The sequence below is a fragment of the Pseudomonas sp. G5001 genome, from assembly GCF_013385475.1.
Taxonomy (GTDB): Bacteria; Pseudomonadota; Gammaproteobacteria; order Pseudomonadales; family Pseudomonadaceae; genus Aquipseudomonas.
The window spans coordinates 206005-223883 of sequence record NZ_JACAPZ010000006.1; the positions used below are offsets into that span (position 1 = coordinate 206005).

General features: G+C 62.2%; 13 protein-coding genes. 3 read left to right on the top strand and 10 right to left on the bottom strand.

Annotated elements, in window-relative coordinates; translation table 11 throughout:
- Window positions 1-82: 82 nt before the first annotated feature.
- On the bottom strand, window positions 83-808 hold the full coding sequence (locus tag HX805_RS05905; protein ID WP_023659147.1) for a dienelactone hydrolase family protein: 726 nt from the start codon (window positions 806-808) through the stop codon (window positions 83-85).
- A gap of 217 nt (window positions 809-1025) precedes the next feature.
- Between HX805_RS05905 and HX805_RS05910 the strand changes: the two genes are divergently transcribed.
- Window positions 1026-2333 (top strand): acetamidase/formamidase family protein, encoded by a 1308-nt coding sequence (locus HX805_RS05910; RefSeq protein ID WP_177116690.1) that lies wholly within the window; start codon window positions 1026-1028, stop codon window positions 2331-2333.
- 6 nt (window positions 2334-2339) lie between these two features.
- Here HX805_RS05910 and HX805_RS05915 read toward each other — a convergent pair whose 3' ends face one another.
- A complete protein-coding gene (locus tag HX805_RS05915; RefSeq protein ID WP_010176963.1) occupies window positions 2340-3359 on the bottom strand; it encodes a Glu/Leu/Phe/Val dehydrogenase dimerization domain-containing protein in 1020 nt (339 codons plus the stop codon).
- A 186-nt stretch (window positions 3360-3545) separates the two neighbouring features.
- Between HX805_RS05915 and HX805_RS05920 the strand changes: the two genes are divergently transcribed.
- Window positions 3546-4349: a SirB1 family protein gene (locus tag HX805_RS05920; protein ID WP_003212796.1), complete on the top strand. Its 804-nt coding sequence runs from the start codon at window positions 3546-3548 to the stop codon at window positions 4347-4349.
- On the opposite strand, the gene HX805_RS05925 is transcribed toward HX805_RS05920, so the two are convergent.
- The 4 genes from HX805_RS05925 to hmgA all read right to left on the bottom strand — a co-directional run bounded on the left by HX805_RS05925 (window position 4273) and on the right by hmgA (window position 9045).
- Complete coding sequence (locus HX805_RS05925) at window positions 4273-5658, bottom strand: aromatic acid/H+ symport family MFS transporter (RefSeq protein WP_177116691.1); 1386 nt, start codon at window positions 5656-5658, stop codon at window positions 4273-4275. The genes HX805_RS05920 and HX805_RS05925 overlap by 77 nt on opposite strands.
- Before the next feature lie 165 nt (window positions 5659-5823).
- The gene (maiA, locus tag HX805_RS05930) at window positions 5824-6459 is read right to left on the bottom strand and encodes a maleylacetoacetate isomerase (protein WP_177081159.1); all 636 of its coding nucleotides are present in this window, start codon (window positions 6457-6459) and stop codon (window positions 5824-5826) included.
- A gap of 12 nt (window positions 6460-6471) precedes the next feature.
- Window positions 6472-7758, bottom strand: a complete 1287-nt coding sequence (fahA, locus tag HX805_RS05935; RefSeq protein WP_177081161.1) for a fumarylacetoacetase — start codon at window positions 7756-7758, stop codon at window positions 6472-6474.
- Between the two features lie 3 nt (window positions 7759-7761).
- Window positions 7762-9045 carry a homogentisate 1,2-dioxygenase gene (hmgA, locus tag HX805_RS05940; protein WP_177081162.1) on the bottom strand — a complete coding sequence of 428 codons (1284 nt, stop codon included), beginning with the start codon at window positions 9043-9045 and terminating at the stop codon, window positions 7762-7764.
- 119 nt (window positions 9046-9164) lie between these two features.
- On the opposite strand from hmgA, the gene HX805_RS05945 reads away from it, so the two are divergent.
- Window positions 9165-9953: an IclR family transcriptional regulator gene (locus HX805_RS05945; protein ID WP_102605170.1), complete on the top strand. Its 789-nt coding sequence runs from the start codon at window positions 9165-9167 to the stop codon at window positions 9951-9953.
- A gap of 155 nt (window positions 9954-10108) precedes the next feature.
- On the opposite strand, the gene HX805_RS05950 is transcribed toward HX805_RS05945, so the two are convergent.
- From HX805_RS05950 to HX805_RS05965, 4 genes are all read right to left on the bottom strand, one after another.
- Entirely contained in the window at window positions 10109-12598 is a 2490-nt protein-coding gene (locus HX805_RS05950) for a LuxR C-terminal-related transcriptional regulator (protein ID WP_177116692.1), read from the bottom strand.
- Window positions 12599-12870: 272 nt separating this feature from the next.
- Window positions 12871-14238 carry a DUF1329 domain-containing protein gene (locus HX805_RS05955; protein ID WP_003212808.1) on the bottom strand — a complete coding sequence of 456 codons (1368 nt, stop codon included), beginning with the start codon at window positions 14236-14238 and terminating at the stop codon, window positions 12871-12873.
- 26 nt (window positions 14239-14264) lie between these two features.
- Window positions 14265-16055: a DUF1302 domain-containing protein gene (locus HX805_RS05960; protein ID WP_177020369.1), complete on the bottom strand. Its 1791-nt coding sequence runs from the start codon at window positions 16053-16055 to the stop codon at window positions 14265-14267.
- 485 nt (window positions 16056-16540) lie between these two features.
- Complete coding sequence (locus HX805_RS05965; RefSeq protein ID WP_008438591.1) at window positions 16541-17452, bottom strand: SDR family oxidoreductase; 912 nt, start codon at window positions 17450-17452, stop codon at window positions 16541-16543.
- Between the last annotated feature and the right edge of the window lie 427 nt (window positions 17453-17879).

The window sequence follows — 17879 nt, forward strand, 5'->3', positions numbered from 1 at the left end:
CCCAAGCTTTTGGGTCTGCTGCGCAGCCCAGCGGGAGCAAGCTCCCTCGCCACAGGTTATGCGTTGATGCCTTTCACATGTGTCATGCCTGCCACAAGGTCTTGCCGAAGAACGTCAACGTGCGGTCCCACGCCAGTTGCGACCAGGCGGCATCGTATTGCGTGTCTGCAATCCGACCATCACCAATCGCCGTCTCGTTGGCAAACGCATGGCGCGCCAGGTAGCGATGGAAAGTCGCGTCCACACCCGCAGCATGCAGTTTTGCCTCCAGCTCCGCCACGGTGTCGATATTGAAGAAGGCATCCTGCGTGCCCCAATGCCCGATCAGCGGCGCCTTGATCTTCGAAGCATCCAGATACTCCAGCGGCGGGAAGCCGTACCACACCACGCCCGCAGCCACTTCCGGAATCGCGTTCAACGCCAGCAACGTCAACGCCCCGCCCATGCAGTAACCGGTCACACCGACTTTTTTCGAATCCGCCTGCAAGTACTGCACAGCGCCCTTGATGTCCTGGGAAACCGCGTCACCAAAATCCAGCCCATCCATCAGGTGGTGAGCCTCTTCCTCTTCCACGGTCGACGCGCCGCGATAAAGGTCCGGCACCAACACGCGGTAACCGCATTCGGCCAGTCGATTGGCCACGCCCTTGATCTGATCGTTTACGCCCCACCATTCCTGGATCACCACGATCGCCGGCGCGCCTTCGAGTACCGCCGGGCTGGCCAGGTAGCCGTTGACGTCAGCGCCATCCGGGCGTTTGAAGGTAATCATGCGCCCGCTGGAGCGCCCTGCTGTTTGTTTGGACATGCCAACCTCGTTCTGATGGGTTTGAAAAAATAAGCCGATAACAGAGATATCTGTATTTGCACGTGTCCGCCACTGCGGGTGTATCAGAGTGTGTATGGATGCCCCTGAGATACACACGTACCGGCAATCGCGGCAGCGCGACACACGACAGATACACATCGGCGCTTAAGTGATGAAGCCTGTTCAACATTCAATCACCCAGGGCCCGGAAAATAAAATGAATAACCTCCCTTCTGTCGACCGTCTCACCGTCACCTCCTACACCAATGGGCTGCTCGGCCCCAGCCAGAAAATGCTCGGCCCGCTGGCCGACGGTGGCACCTTGATCACCGGCACCCCGCCCGGTTGCTGGGGCCCGATGATCACACCGGCCTTTGAGGGTGGCCATGAAGTGACCCAGCCCGTGTTCATCGCCGGCGCCGAAATCGGCGACGCGGTGGCGCTGAAGATCAAGCGCATGCGCGTCACCTCCCTGGCCACGTCCTCGGGAGTCATGAGTTTCGTCGAAGGTCGCTACCATGGCGACCCGTTCGTCGCGAAGTTCTGCTCCAACTGCGGGCAAGAGCATCCCGCCAGCCACGTCCAAGGCATTGGCGATGACGCCATTCGTTGCGATGCCTGTGGCGCCGAGGTCAGTGCGTTTCGTTTCAGCAATGGTTACGTGATCGTTCTGGATGCCGAGCATCAGGTGAGCCTGACGGTCAACCAGGCCGTGGCGGATCGCCTGGCCGGCAAGGCATCGGACCTGTCGGCGCTGCCCGAACTGTCTGCCCAGCACTCGATCCTGTCCCTGGCCCGCGCCGATATCCCGGGCCTGGCCGCGCATATGCGCCCATTCCTGGGCAACATCGGCACCACGCCTTCACGGGATCTGCCGGATTCCCACAACTGCGGCGACTTCGGCCAGTACCTGGTGGGCGCGCCCCATCGCTACGGCATGACCCATGATGAACTGCACGCCGCGAAAACCGATGGCCACATGGACACCAATTCCGTGCGCGAAGGCTGCATCCTGATCTGCCCGGTGAAGGTCCCCGGCGCCGGGGTGTACATGGGCGATATGCATGCTCAACAGGGCAATGGCGAAATTGCCGGGCATGCCACCGATGTGTCGGGGGAAACCGAACTGACGGTGCAGGTGATCAAGGGCCTGAGCCTGGACGGGCCGATCCTGCTGCAAAACCTCGATGACCTGCCGCCCATGGCGCGCCCGATGACCGCGGAGCAACGCCTGCGAGTGAAGGCACTGGGGGAGCGCTGGGGCCAGGTGGAGATCGAGGAGAACGCGCCCATCACCTTCATCGGCAGTGGGACCAATCTCAACGTCGCGACAGACAATGGACTGGAACGCGCCGCCGCCGTGACCGGGCTGCCGCTCGACGAAGTGCGCAACCGCGCGACCATCAACGGCTCGATTGAAATCAGCCGCCTGCCGGGAACCGTGCGGGTCACGATTCTGTGCCCGATGCACATACTTGATCGTATGGGCGTGGGCCAACTGGCCCGGGAGAAATATCAGCTTTGACCCGCCTCAGCGGTACAGCAAGCGCTCCGCCAGCTCATCCGCTACCCGCGCGGGTGAGCGCTTTTCAGCCTGGGCATGGGCGAAGATTTCGGTCAGGCGTGTGCCGATGTTCGACAGGTGCGCGGTGATGGTTTCCAGCTCCGCGCCGCCGTGCTTGAGGGCCACGTAGATCAGCCCACCGGAGTTGATCACGTAGTCCGGCGCGTAAAGAATCCCACGGCCTTCCAACTGATCGGCCACTTGCAGGTTGGTCAGTTGCGCACTGGCGGAGCCGGCCACCGCTGCGCATCGCAACTGCGCGACCGTGTAGCGGTTGAACACCGCGCCCACACCACAGGGCGCAAGGATATCGCATGGGGTGCTGAGCAAGGCTTCGTTGGCAATCGGGTGCGCACCCAGTTGTTCCATGGCCAGTTGCACCTTGCCGTGGTCGATGTCGCTCACCAGCAATTCAGCCCCGGCGGCGTGCAGCTGCTCGGCGAGGGCATAACCGACGTTGCCCAGGCCCTGGATCGCCACGCGCAGACCTTCCAGGTTATCGCTGCCCAAGCGAGCCATCGCGGTGGTGCGGATGCCGGCGAACACGCCCATCGCCGCGTGGGGCGAGGGATCGCCGGCCGCCGTGGTGCTGGTGACATAGCGGGTCTGCTGGGCGATGCAATCCATGTCGGCCACCGAGGTGCCGCTGTCGATGGCGGTGATGTAGCGGCCATCCAACTGCTCGATGCAGCGGCCGAAGGCTTCAAACAATGCCGCGCGGCTTTCCACATGGGCGGGGCGGATGATCACCGCATTGCCGCCACCCACCGGCAAACCGGCCAGCGCGGCCTTGTAGCTCATGCCCTGGGCCAGGCGCGCGGCATCCGCCACGGCACTTTCATCGTCGGGGTAAGAGAGGTAGCGGCAGCCTCCAAGGGCGGGACCCAGGCGGCTGTTGTGGATGGCAATGACCGCCTTCAACCCGGTGGCCGGGTCAACGCTCAGGTGCAGCGATTCAAGGCGGGTGCTGTGCATGAGCGCAAACATCGTCAAGCTCCCGAATCACTTCTGGTAGGCGCCAAGTATAGGACTGCCAGCGAAACCCTGCTGAAGCGCGCAGGAATAAGACCACCGGTTTTAAAGGGTTTGCGACATAAACAGGTAGGACCTGTCTTAAGGCACTGGACGAAAGTTCACAGCAAGGCTAAAACGAGACATCCGCCGGAGAACCCAATGAAGCCCCGCGACGCCTTTTTTGCCTGCCTGGAACGGTCACCGCCCGCGCTGTTTGAAGCCGCGCTGTGGATGGCGGCCGAGCACGACCCGGCGGTGGACCCCTTGGCCATCCTGCAGGACTTCAAGGTATTGCAGCAATTGGTCAGCCTCAGCATGCCGATGCTGCCGGCGGATGAACTCGGACAACCGTTGCTGCGGCGCATGAACGACCTGGGGTTCGCCCAGGATGACCACACCCCGCTGCGCCCCGCCGCCGCGCTGCTGGACAAGGTGTTGAAGCGTAAACGCGGGCAGCCGCTGGCTCTCGGGCTGATTGCCCTGGAGCTGGCGCGGCGCCTGGACATCCCCTTGGTCGGCGTCAACTTCCCGGGGCACTTCCTGTTGCGCGTGCCGGGCGCCGATCACCTGCTCGACCCCTGCGGCGGCCGACGCCTGTACCCCAACGATTGCCGCGACCTGCTGACCCGCCAATACGGGCCCAATCTCAAGTTGCAGGCCGACCACCTGCACACCGCCGAGCCGCGATCGATCCTGCAACGGCTGTCGCGTAATCTGCGCCAGTTGCACCTGTCCAACGACGACCACCTGGCCGCTCTGGTGGATGCCGAACGCGTGCTGGAGCTGGGCAATGCCAGCGCCGCCGATTACCTGGCCCGGGCCAGTTTGTATCAGCGCCTGGATTGCCCGAACGCCGAGCGTTTTGACCTGGAACACGCATTGATGCTCAGCGAAGACCCGATCCAGCGTCTACGCCTGACCGAACGGCTGGGGCATTTGCCGCCGAACTCTGTGGTGCATTGACTGGCGAGCGCACCTGGATAATCAACAACGCCGCTATCACCGCCGGAATCGCGCAGAAGAAGAAAATCTGCTGCACCGGTATGTGCATCGCCAGCAGAAGGCTGCCGAACAGCGGCCCCAGGATCGACCCGAACCGCCCGACACCCAGTGCCCAGCCTGTACCGGTGGCCCGCACGTGAGCCGGGTAGAAGTTACTGGCGAACGCGTTCAGGGTCAGTTGACCGCCGATGATGCAGAAGCCCGCCGCAAACACGCAGGCCACCAGATAGAGCGGATTGTCGTGATTCAGCCCCAGCAGGATGGTGCACACCGCAGCCGCTGCCAGCACGCCGGACAGTAGGCGCACTTTGCTTTTGAGCCGGTCGGCAAACCAGGCCATGCCGATGGCGCCCAAGGTCCCGGCGAACAGGAACATCGAGGTCACCAGATTGGCTTCGTTCAGGCCCAAACCGCTTTCCAGCAACAGCGAAGGCAGCCAGCTGATCATGAAATACAGCAGGATCAGGCTGACAAAAAACGTCGCCCACAGCAGTAATGTCGGGCGCGCGTAGCCATGGCGGAACAGCTCCACCACCGTCAGTTTGCTGCCTTGCTCCTGGCGGTTTTGCTCCTCGCTCGCCGCCGGCGGTAGCCAGCCTGGCAGCATCCGCGCAGTGACTTTTTGCAGGCGCGCATACGGCGGTGCATCACGCAGCAGGCGTGGCAGGGATTCGGGCAACATCCAGGCAAGAAACGGAAACAACAGCAATGGCGTCACACCACCGGCGAGGAACACCGCCTGCCAGCCGAAACTGTCGATAAACCCGGCCGCGACAAAACCTCCGGCCGCACCGCCGAAAGAAAAGCCACAGGCGGCGAGCGTCACCATCAATGTTCGCAGGCGGGGTGGTGAGTATTCCGACATGAGGGCCATGGCGCTGGGCATTGCACCGCCCATGCCGATGCCGCAGATAAAGCGGGCGGCCATCAAGGTATTGAGAGAGTTGGCGAACACCATCAGCACCGTGAGGCTGGCGTAGATCAACACACAGCACAGCAGGATGCGCCGCACCCCGAAGCGATCCGCCAGCGGCGTGACGGCCAGGGAGCCCAGCGTCAGCCCCAGCAGGTTGGCGCTGAACACCGGGCCGAACGCGGCTTTTTCCAGGCCCCAGTCCTTGGCCAGCGCCGGTACTACGTAGCCCAGGACCTGGGCGTCGTAGCCATCGGTGACCAGCAACAGTGCCAGCAACAGGAGAATCAACCACTGATAGCGCGACACCGGACGGGCGTCGAGTGCCGCACGAAAGCTGGCAATCTGATTGTGCATCGCAAGGGACCTGTATTGTTTTTATATATTTTGGACACGCTGAAGATCACATGTGGGAGCGGGCTTGCTCGCGAAAGCGGTATGCCAGTCAATACATCTGCTGACTGATACACCGTATTCGCGAGCAAGCCCGCTCCCACATTTGGCCGGTGTGAGCCTGGAGATTTATGGGGTATCCGGTTGGTTGGCGGGATGAGCCGCCATGAACGCCGGATGCTGCGCCGCCAACCCCGCCACCCGCTGAATGCGCGGGTATGCCGCCAGCGACACCTTGAACCGCTCGGCCGCATACAACTGTGGAATCAGGAACGTATCCGCCATCCCCGGCTGCTCGCCAAAGCAGTAACCCTGATCACCGATCAACTGCTCCACCGCCACCAGGCCCTGGCTGATCCAGTGCCCGATCCACTCCAGCACCTGCGCTTCATCGTGCCCCCATTGCTTGAGCAGATTCTGGGTACTGGAGTTGTGCAGCGGGTGGATGTCGCAACCGATGACCGACGCCACCGCGCGCTCATGGGCGCGGGTTGCCAGATCCGTGGAGAGCAACGGCACCTGTGGATAACGTTCCTCCAGGTACTCGATGATCGCCGGCGACTGAATCAACACATCACCCTCATCGGTGCGCAAGGCCGGCACGCGACCTTGCGGGTTGATCGCCAGGTACTCCGGCTGATGGTTGGCGCCGCCCTTGGGCACCAGCAGGTTGACCGGCACGGCGGTGAAGTCCAGGCCCTTGAGGGCCAGCGCGATCCGCACCCGGTAGGACGAAGTGGAGCGGTAGTAGGTATAGAGTTCCATGGCCCTGCCCTCTCAGCGCGCCGCGACCACGGTACCCCGGCATTCGCCGAAGCCGATGGAGGCAAAACCGTCGCGGGTGCAGCGGGCACGCAGGATGATTTCGTCGCCGTCTTCGAGGAACTTACGCACTTCGCCGGAGGCCAGTTCGATCGGCTTTTTACCGCCCTCGGTGATTTCCAGCAGGCTGCCGAATTGCCCGGCTTCCGGCCCCGACAAGGTGCCCGAACCGAACAGGTCACCCGCCTGCAACTGGCAGCCGTTGACGCTGTGGTGCGCAACCATCTGCGCGACGGTCCAGTACATGTGTTGGGTATTGCTCAGGGTCAAGCGATGGGCCGGCAGGTTCTGCTCACGCATCGAGGCGGTGGTCAGCAGCACTTCCAGTTCGATATCAAAACCACCGGCCGCCTGGTCGCGCTTGTCCAGCAGGTATGGCAGCGGTTGTGGGTCGCCTTCAGGGCGCGCCGGTTGTGCCTTGCGGAACGGTTCCAGGGCTTCAGCCGTCACCACCCATGGCGAAATGCTGGTGATGAAACTCTTCGACAGGAACGGGCCCAGCGGCTGGTATTCCCAGGCCTGGATATCCCGCGCCGACCAGTCGTTGAGCAGGCAGAAACCGGCGATGTGATCAGCCGCGTCGCCGATGGCAATCGAGTCGCCCATGGCATTGCCCTGGCCGATCCAGATGCCCAGCTCCAGCTCGTAGTCCAGGCGGGCGCAGGGGCCGAAGGTCGGCTCGGTTTGACCGGCTGGCAGCGTCTGGCCTTTAGGGCGGCGCACGTCGGTGCCCGATGGGCGAATGGTCGACGCACGGCCGTGATAACCGATCGGCACATATTTGTAGTTGGGCAGCAGCGGGTTATCGGGACGGAACAGTTTGCCGACGTTTTGTGCGTGCTCGATGCCGACGTAGAAGTCGGTGTAATCATTGATTTTGGCCGGCAGGTGCATCTGGCAATCGGCAGCCGGGCGCAGCGCAGCTTGCAGTTTGCCTTGCTGTTCGCTGCCTTCGGCCAACAGTTCCAGCAGGCGTTCACGCAGGGCCACGCGCGGGCCACGGCCGAGTTCGAAAAATGCGTTCAGTTGGCCGCCAGCGGTGGCTTCAACGGCCCGGCGGGCTTCGCCTTCAAAGCATTCCAACGCGGCGTGCAGATCAAGAATCTGCTCGCCAATCGCCACGCCACTGCGCGGTGCCGAGCCATTAAGGCTGAACACCCCCAACGGCAGGTTTTGCAGCGGGAAATCCCGGTGACCGTTGGCGGAAACCACCCAACTGCGGGTGAGATTAAGCTGAGTCATGGGTTATCTCCGATTCGGGTTGAAGGTTGCAGGGAGCGAGGCCCAGCAAGCGTCGTAGGAAGGTTGCAGTTGCGGGCATTCCAGCGCGAACTGTGTAGGACGCAGCACTTGGCTGGTCTCGAACATGAACGCCATGGTGTTATCAATCTTGTGGGGCTCAAGCGTCGCGTTGATGGCTTTGGTGCAAGTCTCGCCATCCGGGCCGTGGGCGCTCATGCAGCTGTGCAACGACGCGCCGCCGGGCACGAAGCCTTCGGCCTTGGCGTCGTAGGCACCCTGGATCAGGCCCATGTATTCGTTCATCAGGTTGCGGTGGAACCACGGTGGCCGGAAGGTGTTTTCGGCGACCATCCAGCGGGGCGGGAAGATCACGAAATCGAGGTTGGCCAGGCCGTGCACGCTGGTGGGCGAGGTCAATACGGTGAAGATCGATGGGTCCGGGTGATCGAAGCTCACGGTGCCGATGGTGTTGAAACGACGCAGGTCGTATTTGTACGGCACGTTGTTGCCGTGCCACGCCACCACGTTCAGCGGCGAATGGTCGAGCTGGCAGCCCCACAGTTCGCCGAGGAATTTCTGCACCAGCGTGGTCGGTTGCTTGAGGTCTTCGTAATGGGCGACGGGCGTGAGGAAATCCCGTGGGTTGGCCAGGCCGTTGCTGCCGATAGGACCAAGGTCCGGCAGGCGCAGTGGCGCGCCATGGTTCTCGGCGACGTAACCGCGGGCCTGGGCATCCAGCAGTTCGACGCGGAATTTCAGGCCGCGGGGCAGCACGACGATTTCCAGTGGCTCGACTTCCAGCACACCCAGTTCGGTCGCAATGCGCAGGCGGCCCTGCTCGGGAACGATCAACAGTTCGCCGTCCGCGTTGAAGAACACGCGGTCCATCGAACGGTTGGCGCGGTAGTTGTAGATGCTGATGCCCGAGGGTTTTTCCGATCCGGAATTGGCGACCATGCCTACAAGGCCATCGACGAAATCTGTCGGCTCACCCGGAATATCCAGCGGGTTCCAGCGCAGGCGGTTGGGCGTCACAGCGCCCAGCGGTCCACCGGCCAATTGCCGTTCCAGCTTGACGAACGCCGGGTGATTGGCCGACGGCTGGATGCGGTACAACCAGGTGCGCCGGGCTTCGCTGCGGGCCATGGTGAAGGCGGTGCCGGAAAAGAGTTCGGTGTACAGCCCGTAGGGCGCTTTCTGCGGGGCGTTCTGGCCGACGGGCAATGCACCGGGCAAGGCTTCAGTGGCAAATTCATTGCCAAAACCCGATAGGTATTCGAGGGTCATGGATCGTCCTCTGAGCGGAAGTTGTTTTTATCGTAATCCAGTTACGCATAACGTAATTTGATACCTGTTGACCGTCAAGCTATAAAGACGCCCATTCGTCTTTCGGATTCATGCCCTCCATGGAAAAGCCGCCCGTCCCCCGCGACACCGGTAAACAGAAAGTCCGCTCGGCTGAAGTGGGCACCGACATCCTCAAGGCCCTGGCTGAACTGTCGCCGGCCACCTCGTTGTCGCGTCTGGCCGAGCACGTGCAAATGCCGGCGAGCAAGGTCCACCGCTATTTGCAGGCGCTGATTGCCTCGGGTTTTGCCGAACAGAACACCGCCACCAACCATTACGGCCTGGGCCGCGAAGCCTTGCGCGTGGGGCTGGCCGCGCTGGGCAGCATGGACGTGCTGAAAGTCGCCGCCCTGCCCCTGGCGGAACTGCGGGATGAGTTGAATGAAACCTGCTTCCTGGCCGTCTGGGGTAACCAGGGCGCGACCGTGGTGCATATCGAGCCGGCGGTGCGCGCGGTGACGGTGGTCACGCAATTGGGCTCGGTGTTGCCGTTGCTCAGTTCGTCCACCGGGCTGGTGTTCAGTGCGTTCCTGCCGTCGCGGGAAACCGTGGAGTTGCGCGAGCGGGAGATTCAGGCGGGCGTCGCCCATGCGTTGGCGGATGACCAGGAATACGCGACCACCTGTGAGCAGATCCGCCAGCGCGGCTTGCACTTTGTGCATGGTTTGCTGATGCCGGGTGTGGACGCGTTGTCGGCGCCGGTGTTCAACGCGGTCGGGCAAGTGGCGGCGGTGTTGACCGTGGTGGGGCCGACGTCGCTGTTCCATGCCGATGAAGACGGCCCGGCGGCGAAGCGTTTGCTGGCGGCGACCCAGGCGGTGAGTTGGCGCATGGGTTATCAGCCGTAACGCTCAGTATCAGGCACCCAACAGAACAAAATGTGGGAGCGGGCTTGCTCGCGAATGCAGTCTGTCAGTTAAAGCATCAGTGACTGATACACCGCATTCGCGAGCAAGCCCGCTCCCACATTTGATCGTCATTGTTTGACGAATAGTGCATGGCTTCAAGCCATCAAGCCCAGCGTCTTGGCCTTGGCCACTGCCTGGGTGCGCCGCTCCACCCCCAACTTGCTGTGAATCCTCCGCGCATGAGTTTTTACCGTGTGCAGCGAGATAAACAATTGGCTGGCAATTTCCAGATTGGAATTGCCCTGGGCAATCAGTTGCAGCACCTCAAGCTCGCGCTGGCTCAGGGGATTTTCCCCCGCCGCCGCCGGGCATTCCTGCGGTTCCAGCCCCAATGCACTCAACAACCCCGGTTGCCTGAGGCGCAGCTCGCGAATCGCCTGCTGTACCTGGCAACGCCCCGCCAGTTCCAATCCGGCTTCCAGCGAGCGCACGGCCAACGGGCGATCGCCGACTTGCCAGGCCACTTCCCCCAGCACCAAGTGCAACTCCGCTTCCAGGCACAGCATGCCCCGCTGACGGGCGGCCTCCAGTAACGCACTCAGGCGGGCGACAGGCTCTTCGGCGCGATGCAATTTCACATCGGCCAGCACCTGCAAATATTCAAGCCTGGGGATCAACTCCAGGGTGGCCGGCGGTGCTTGTTTCGCCTTGGGGCCACGGTAGTGCCGCAGCACCCGGGTCACCGCCTCCAGGGTCAGTTCGGCACGGCCCTGTTGCAGCCAGAAATGCCCGCTGAGCAACAGCAATACGGCGCGATAGACGGTGTCGGGCACCTGGCGTTGCTGCATCAGGCGTTCAGCGTCGCGCAACTGGATAAACGCCTGGGCGTAATCGCCCTTGTTGGCGGCCAATAGCGCCAGTCCCAGGTAGCCGTAGAGCACGCGTTTGTCCTGGCTGTGCAGGCACATGCCCAGGCCGGATTCGAAGCATTCGGCGGCCACGGCGTCGTGGCCCTGGCGCAGCGCCAGGTGCCCACGTCGCAAGCAAATCCGCCCCATCAACGGCCCGGCTTTAAGCCGCTGTTGCACCAGCATGCGCTGCACATTTTCCAGCAGGCTCTGGGCCCGATACGGCGCGCCGCGCTGCTCCAGCAACTGCGCATGATCGAGCTCCAACAATGCCTCCAACAGCAGTGAGCCGTGGGAGCGCGCCAGGCACAACGCCTCGCGGTTCAGCGCCTGGGCCACGTCCAGCTCGCCACGCAGCAAGGCTTGCTGGGTCAGGCCCGACAGGCACATCAGGCGCGACGTCCAGGCGCTCTCGGGCAAGTCTTGCAGAGCTTCGAGAAAATGTTCCCGGGCCCGTGCGGCTTCGCCGCCCAGATGCAACAGCCAGCCCCATTGCGCCTGCCAGCGGGCCAGCAGATAACGCTGCAGGTGCGCGGTCGGTTGCGGAGTGAAACGCGCCAGTTGGTCAATGCACAACGCCGCCTGGTCGAAACGCCCGGCAAACAGCAACGCCGCCGTTACCAAGCCCACCAGTTGCGCCGAGCCCAGCATCAATTCATCACCATGCTGCTCATGCAGGCGCAACAACAGCACCGCATTTTGCTGGCGGAACAGGTCTTCAAAACTGAAGTGCTGCAACAGGCTCACGGCCACTTCGTACTCTTCGGCCTGCAACGCTTGCTCAAACGCTGCTTGCCAGTCCTCGGCGGCGGTAAACCATTGGCACGCGCGCCGGTGCCAGGAGCGCCTGGCTGGCCAGGGTTCGGCGCGCATCAGTTGGGCCAGTGGCGGGAAGACTTGCAGCCAGTCGGTGGACTCCTCCCAGGGCTCGATAAAGGCGCCCAGCGTCTGCAAGTCTCGCAGGTAGTCGCCACCGTCACCAAAGCCGAACAGGTGGTCACACAAGCTCGGGTTGAAGCGTGGCAGGTGCGCGAGCACGCGCCAGGCCTCAGCCAATTCCGGCGCCAGGCCCGTGAACAACTCGTGTTGCAGGTAGTCGAGCAAGGTTTTGTCCGGGTGCCCGTCGCCTTCAAGCAATCCGATACGCACTCCGGCGCACCAGCCGGCGCTGAACTGCAATACCTTGTCGGCGCTGGGCCCGGCCAAGTGCTGGATTTCGCTGGGGTCAAACGCCAACTCGGCAGCGCTGCATTCCCACAGTTCATCATCAAGCAACAGCCGGGGCCAGTTGCAGGCCGGCCGCCGCCGCGCGCCGATCCACCAGGTCAAGGCCGGGCTGCTGGCCGCCAGAATGCGGTCAAGCAACCCATCCAGTTCAGGCGCCGGCACGCGGCAGAAGTCATCGAGAAACAACCAGCCCGGCGCTTGCCAGCGGTTCAGGGCCAGCAGCAACGTGGGCTCATCAACAAAGTCGAGGCCAAGGCTTTGCGCCAGGCGCTGACACAAATCCGAGGCCACGCCATTCAGCGGCAACCAGTACACCTGGCACTGCGAAGGCGCCTGCAACGCGCACTCGGCGAGCAATGCACTCTTGCCACTGCCGGCCGGGGCGCAGAGCAACTTCACCCGCGCGGTGGCGTTGAGCAGCGGCACGGCCAGGCGCGGGCGCAACAGATGATGGGGAGACAAGCGTGGCATGAATCCAGGACGATCCAGACAACGGGTCATGGCGGTCATTACTGCGTCCCTGTTTTTTATTATTAGGCGGCGTGCGCCCTACCCTAGTCCTGTGGCTGGCGGTTGTTGAGGAGTATTCAGCAGGCTGATTGGCGGGCATAAAAAAGCCGGGAGCCAAAAGGCAGCCCGGCACTCGTTCTAAAGGTGGAACACCGTAAATGTGGGAGCGGGCTTGCTCGCGAAGGCGGTGTATCAGTCACTGATGCTTTAACTGACAGACCGCCTTCGCGAGCAAGCCCGCTCCCACAGTTTCATCGCACTTCAATCAGGTTTTAGCGCACGCCTTCCGAGCGCAATGCTGCCGGCGTGTAGTCGGCCGCCTTGGCCGCAAAGCCGAACACAAAGCTGCTCTTCTCTTCGTTCTTCATGCCCAGGGCGATGTAGCGCCCGGCGATGATGTCGTACAGGGTTTCGACGGTGTAGGCCGGCACCTGATGGTCGTAGTAGAACTGCGCGTGACCTTCAGCAACACGCCACAGCTGGCCGCGGCCGTCGTAGTGGTCCACCAGCGCCACCTGCCAGCTGTCTTCGTCGATGTACATGTGGCGCTTGGCGTAGATGTGCCGCTCGCTCGGCTTGACCGTGCCGATCACTTCCCAGACCCGGTGCAGCTCGTAGCGGGTCAGGTCCTGGTTGATGTGGCCGGCCTTGATGATGTCGTCGTACTTGAGGGTCGGCGAATCGAGCTTGTAGCTGTTGTAGGGAATGTACATCTCCTTCTTGCCCACCAGCTTCCAGTCGTAGCGGTCGGGAGCGCCGGAGAACATGTCGAAGTTATCCGAGGTGCGCAGGCCGTCGGCCGCAGTGCCCGGCCCGTCGTAGGCCACTTGCGGCGCACGGCGTACCCGGCGCTGGCCGGCGTTGTAGACCCAGGCCAGGCGCGGTTCCTTCACTTGGTCGAGCGTCTCATGCACCAACAGTACGTTGCCGGCCAGACGCGCCGGGGCGGTCACCGATTGTTTGAAGAAGGTCAGTACGTTGGCGCCCTTGACCGGGTCCATGTCCGGGATCAGTTGCGGCACGGCCACTTCTTCCTCGAAACGGATCGGCGTGTAGCTGCCGTTGGTCTGCGGCGTGGCCTGGGTGATGATGCGGCGCAGGTTGCCGCCGTGGTAACGGGTGATGTGGTTCCACAGCACTTCCACGCCATTTTTCGGAATCGGGAAGGCGTAGTAGCGGTTGCCGGTGAAATTTTCCAGGCCGTTGCCGTCGTTGATCGCGTGTACGTTGAGCGCGCTGCGCTTGATCGACTCGTAGATCTCCGGCGGCAGGTTGACCGTGCGGTGGGTCGGGTACACCGGAATCTTGTAGGTTTGCGGGTAGCGCTTGAACATCGCCACCTGGCCTTCGGAGAGTTTGTCCTTGTATTTGTCGACCGTGGCGGCGGTGATCACGAACAGCGGCTTTTCATTGGCGAACGGGTCAGCGAGGAAACCCTTGCTGTCCACCGCCCCGGCGTTTTTCGGGATACCACCGGTCCATGCCGGGATCGAACCATCGGCGTTACCGGCCTTCTCGGCGCCCACCGGGGTCAGGGTAGTGCCGAGCTTGGCCGCTTCTTCCGGCGACACTGCGGCCATCACGTTGGCGGCCAACAGGCTCAGGGCCAACACCCCGCATTGCAGAATCATTTTGCGCATAGTCTCTTGTCCTTACTTAAGCCAAATCAGAAGTTCACGCCAAAGCTGAGGGCGATGAAGTCGCGGTCGGTGAGGGTGTTGTAGTCACCGCCAAAAAAATCGGTGTAGCTCAGGCTCGCGGTGTAGGTGTTGCGGTAGTCCGCATCCACGCCGACGCTGATGGCCTTGGCGCCTTCGTTGAAAAGGCCGTTGGGGCCGTAGCCGCTGACGTCCTGGGACCACGACACGTTGGGCTTGAGGTTGACCCCGGCGAATACGTTGTTGTAATCGAGGATGGCCCGGGCGCGATAACCCCAGGAGTTGGCCGTGACAAACCCATCGGTGTCGCCGCCGAACCCGTACTGGCCGTAGACCGAGTCACGGCCATAACGCAGCTTGGATTTCGCCTCCAGCCCGCCGACGTGCACAAAGGCCGCCTCGCCCACCAGGGTCAGGCGTTCGGCGCCCAGTACCTGGTCGAAGAATTGGGTCATGGTGCTCTGGATCTGGGTGATTTCCTTGCGGCGGTAGCCGGCGTTGTCGGCACCGAAGGAACTGCTGATCGGTGAAGCGGCGTTGCCGGCAATCGGGTTGACCAGGGCCAGCGTCAGGTCGGTGGTGTTGAGTTGTACGGGAGCATTCGGGCGGTAGCTGATTTCGCCGGTCCAGGCGGTGCCGGTGGGCAAGGTGGTCGAGAAGCTGGCACCGAACAGGCGGATGTTTTCCGGGTAGTCGAGGTAATACTGGCCGCGACCGAGCATCGTGCTTTGCGCCAGGCCGGCCCCGGAACCCGGGGCGATCCCGTTGGCCGCGTTGGCAATAGCGCCAATGGTTGCCAGGTTGGTGTTGGCGGTGATGGTACCGACGGTGGGCGTGCGGCTGTGATAGTTCATGAAGTACAGGCCGTACTCGGTGTCATCTCCCAGCCAGCGCAACGCCATGCCGAACTGGCCGCCATCGCGCGCCTCGCGGTCTTTTGCACGTTGCACTACAACGCCTTCGTTGGTGACCTGGAAGCCCTGGCCAAACGCCGCCGCCACCGGCTGCAACGGCGCAATCGCCGGGCTGCCGACGGTGTAGTTGCCGTTACAGCCATGGGCCACCACGTCGTTACCGAAGAAGGTGCCGCAGTTGTCCACCACGGTGTTTTCCCAGTTCAACTGGTAGAAACCTTCCACGCTCAACTGGTTGGTGAGGCTTTGGGAGGCGAACACCATGTTGACCGGAATCAGGCCTTCCTTGATCTCGGCGCCAGGGCGGCGGAACGCGGAAACGTCGATGGGGTTGATGCTGTTGATGGAGTTGCCGATGAACGTACTTTCCCCCCAACTGACCACCTGTTTACCGACGCGCACGTTGCCCGGCAAATCGCCGATGGAATAGTTGTGATAGACAAACGCGTCGAGTAATTCGTAGCCGGAAGAGCGTGCGCCTTCGTCGCGGTGGTTATTGCTGATCTGCTTGAATTCGCGGTCTTCGTCCTGCAGTTCAAAGTCGTACCAGTACTTGCCGCGCACGAACACGCCGCTGTCGCCGTACTTGAGTTCCAGGTCGTGGATGCCCTTGAAGATCTTGGAGAAGGTCTCGCCCTTCTTGAAGTTCAGGCGACCATCATCGCCGGTGGAAGCCTGGCCCGTTCCGCCGTTGGGAATGCCCACCAGCTTCTTGTCGGCATCGCGCATGCCCCAGCTGGCACCGACCGACAGCGAGGAATCGAATTGCCCTTCGATCTCGCCGATGTTGAACGAAACAGCCTGCGCCTGGGCACAGCAACCCAAAGCAACCGCAGCGGCCAGCGCCTGTGGCCTGAAGATGGCGCGCATTGTTGTTTTTGTCATGCGTCTTCCCCGGTGGTGTGACAGAAGGCCCCACCCTACTGCCCGCGATCAGGAGCGATAAGCGCACCAAGGAGGTATTCGTGTTGTCGCTCGAAAGGATGAGAGGGCGCTCTGGCCGGGGTCTTGGAGAGGCCATGGACGAGATGGATGAAGGATTATCAGGAGGATGGATGAGGTGTTATTGCCACTGTTGCGGGTTTGGTAACAGTCCTTGTCTCGAATCGCTATTTTTCATTTTGTAACAAAAGCCTATTCTTGCCTGGCTTTCAGGGCAAACCGCCCGCTTCCAGAACCTGGAGGAACAGCCAGTTTTTTATGGATTGATCAATATTTTCAATCTGTTACCGGTGTTCACTGACGTTGATTTATTGCTCCTTGATCAAACGTCTTACTTCAGCCGCTGCCTTTGCAGCGGCTTTTTTTATGCCTGAAATAAAGCGGGGCGCCATGGCGCCCCGCTTGATTAAAACTTTTTCACGTAATGATCACAGGCTGTACTTCTGCAGGTTGGCCATCATCTCCTTCAAGGCCTCGATGTTGTCCTTGGGGTGAGCGGCCCCGTCGAAGTCACAGATTTGCTGCCAGTGGGCGGCGACATCATCCGGGGAGAACCCGGCTTCAGGGTCGAACCCCACCCCCAGGCTGCGCTCCCAGCGGGTCTTGCCGATCCAGCCGCCGCCCACCTCGAACAGCCCGGAGGTTTCCTGACACGCCTCGCTGCCCAGGTACACCACCAGCGGGCTGATCAATTCCGGCTTGAGGCGTTCGAAGACTTGCGGCGGGATCAGGCCTTCGGTCATGCGTGTACCGCCGGTGGGGGCGATGGCGTTGACCAGGATGTTGTTCTTGCGGCCTTCCAGCGCCAGGGTACGGGTCAGGCCGTACAGGCCGAGCTTGGCCATGCCGTAGTTGGACTGGCCGAAGTTGCCGTAGATACCGGAGGTGGAGGCGGTGAAGATCACCCGGCCGTAGGCTTGTTCACGCAGATGGGGCCAGGCGGCGCGGGTGACTTTGTAGGCGCCTTCGACGTGCACGCGGTAGACCAGGTCCCAGTCGCTGTCTTCCATTTTGTGGAAGGTTTTGTCCCGCAGGATCCCGGCGTTGTTGACCACGACGTCGATGCGGCCGAAGGCGTCGAGGGCGTTCTGGACGATCTTGTCACCGTCGGTGACGGAGTCGTGGTTGGCCTCGGCGATGCCGCCGGCTTCGCGGATTTCGGCGACGACGCGGTCGGCCGCCGAGGCGTTGGCGCCTTCGCCCTGGGTTGAGCCGCCAAGATCGTTGACCAGCACTTTGGCGCCGTGTCTGGCGAACAGGAGTGCGTGGGCGCGGCCTAGTCCGCCGCCGGCACCGGTGACGATCACGACCTTGTCTTGGAACTGCACAGGCTCACTCATTGGGGACTCCAGGGGTGGTTAGGGGTGGATGGGTTGAGTGTCAGGCACGGGGCCTGGGGTCACAATAAATACGGCTGGGGGTGAATGGTGCGCGATAAGGCTGGGGGATGATTGGTGTGGGTTAGATGGGGGACATATCCGTTATTTAGGTAACGGCGGCTTATGGTTCCGCTCTTACAGCGGCTCACTTTTGAAGAGCGCAAAAGTAAGCAAAACGCTCTTGCCCCACCACTCGGCACCTCGCNNNCTCCGGCTTTGGACCGTGGGCCGCCGCGATGGGCCATCCTTGGCCCAGCGCGGCTAACCCGGCGTCCTGCCGGGTTACCCACGCTCCAAAGCCTGCGTTCGGCCAGCGTGGTTTAACGGGGCGCCTAAGATCAAGATCAAAAGCAAGAGCACAGCGGCCTCCCGGCCGGCTTGAGTGTTG

Excerpts from the sequence above, each read along its gene's own strand:
- HX805_RS05905 (WP_023659147.1), bottom strand. The coding sequence starts at position 808 with ATGTCCAAACAAACAGCAGGGCGCTCCAGCGGGCGCATGATTACCTTC.
- HX805_RS05910 (WP_177116690.1), top strand. The coding sequence starts at position 1,026 with ATGAATAACCTCCCTTCTGTCGACCGTCTCACCGTCACCTCCTACACC.
- HX805_RS05915 (WP_010176963.1), bottom strand. The coding sequence starts at position 3,359 with ATGTTTGCGCTCATGCACAGCACCCGCCTTGAATCGCTGCACCTGAGC.
- HX805_RS05920 (WP_003212796.1), top strand. The coding sequence starts at position 3,546 with ATGAAGCCCCGCGACGCCTTTTTTGCCTGCCTGGAACGGTCACCGCCC.
- HX805_RS05925 (WP_177116691.1), bottom strand. The coding sequence starts at position 5,658 with ATGCACAATCAGATTGCCAGCTTTCGTGCGGCACTCGACGCCCGTCCG.
- maiA (WP_177081159.1), bottom strand. The coding sequence starts at position 6,459 with ATGGAACTCTATACCTACTACCGCTCCACTTCGTCCTACCGGGTGCGG.
- fahA (WP_177081161.1), bottom strand. The coding sequence starts at position 7,758 with ATGACTCAGCTTAATCTCACCCGCAGTTGGGTGGTTTCCGCCAACGGT.
- hmgA (WP_177081162.1), bottom strand. The coding sequence starts at position 9,045 with ATGACCCTCGAATACCTATCGGGTTTTGGCAATGAATTTGCCACTGAA.
- HX805_RS05945 (WP_102605170.1), top strand. The coding sequence starts at position 9,165 with ATGGAAAAGCCGCCCGTCCCCCGCGACACCGGTAAACAGAAAGTCCGC.
- HX805_RS05950 (WP_177116692.1), bottom strand. The coding sequence starts at position 12,598 with ATGACCGCCATGACCCGTTGTCTGGATCGTCCTGGATTCATGCCACGC.
- HX805_RS05955 (WP_003212808.1), bottom strand. The coding sequence starts at position 14,238 with ATGCGCAAAATGATTCTGCAATGCGGGGTGTTGGCCCTGAGCCTGTTG.
- HX805_RS05960 (WP_177020369.1), bottom strand. The coding sequence starts at position 16,055 with ATGACAAAAACAACAATGCGCGCCATCTTCAGGCCACAGGCGCTGGCC.
- HX805_RS05965 (WP_008438591.1), bottom strand. The coding sequence starts at position 17,452 with ATGAGTGAGCCTGTGCAGTTCCAAGACAAGGTCGTGATCGTCACCGGT.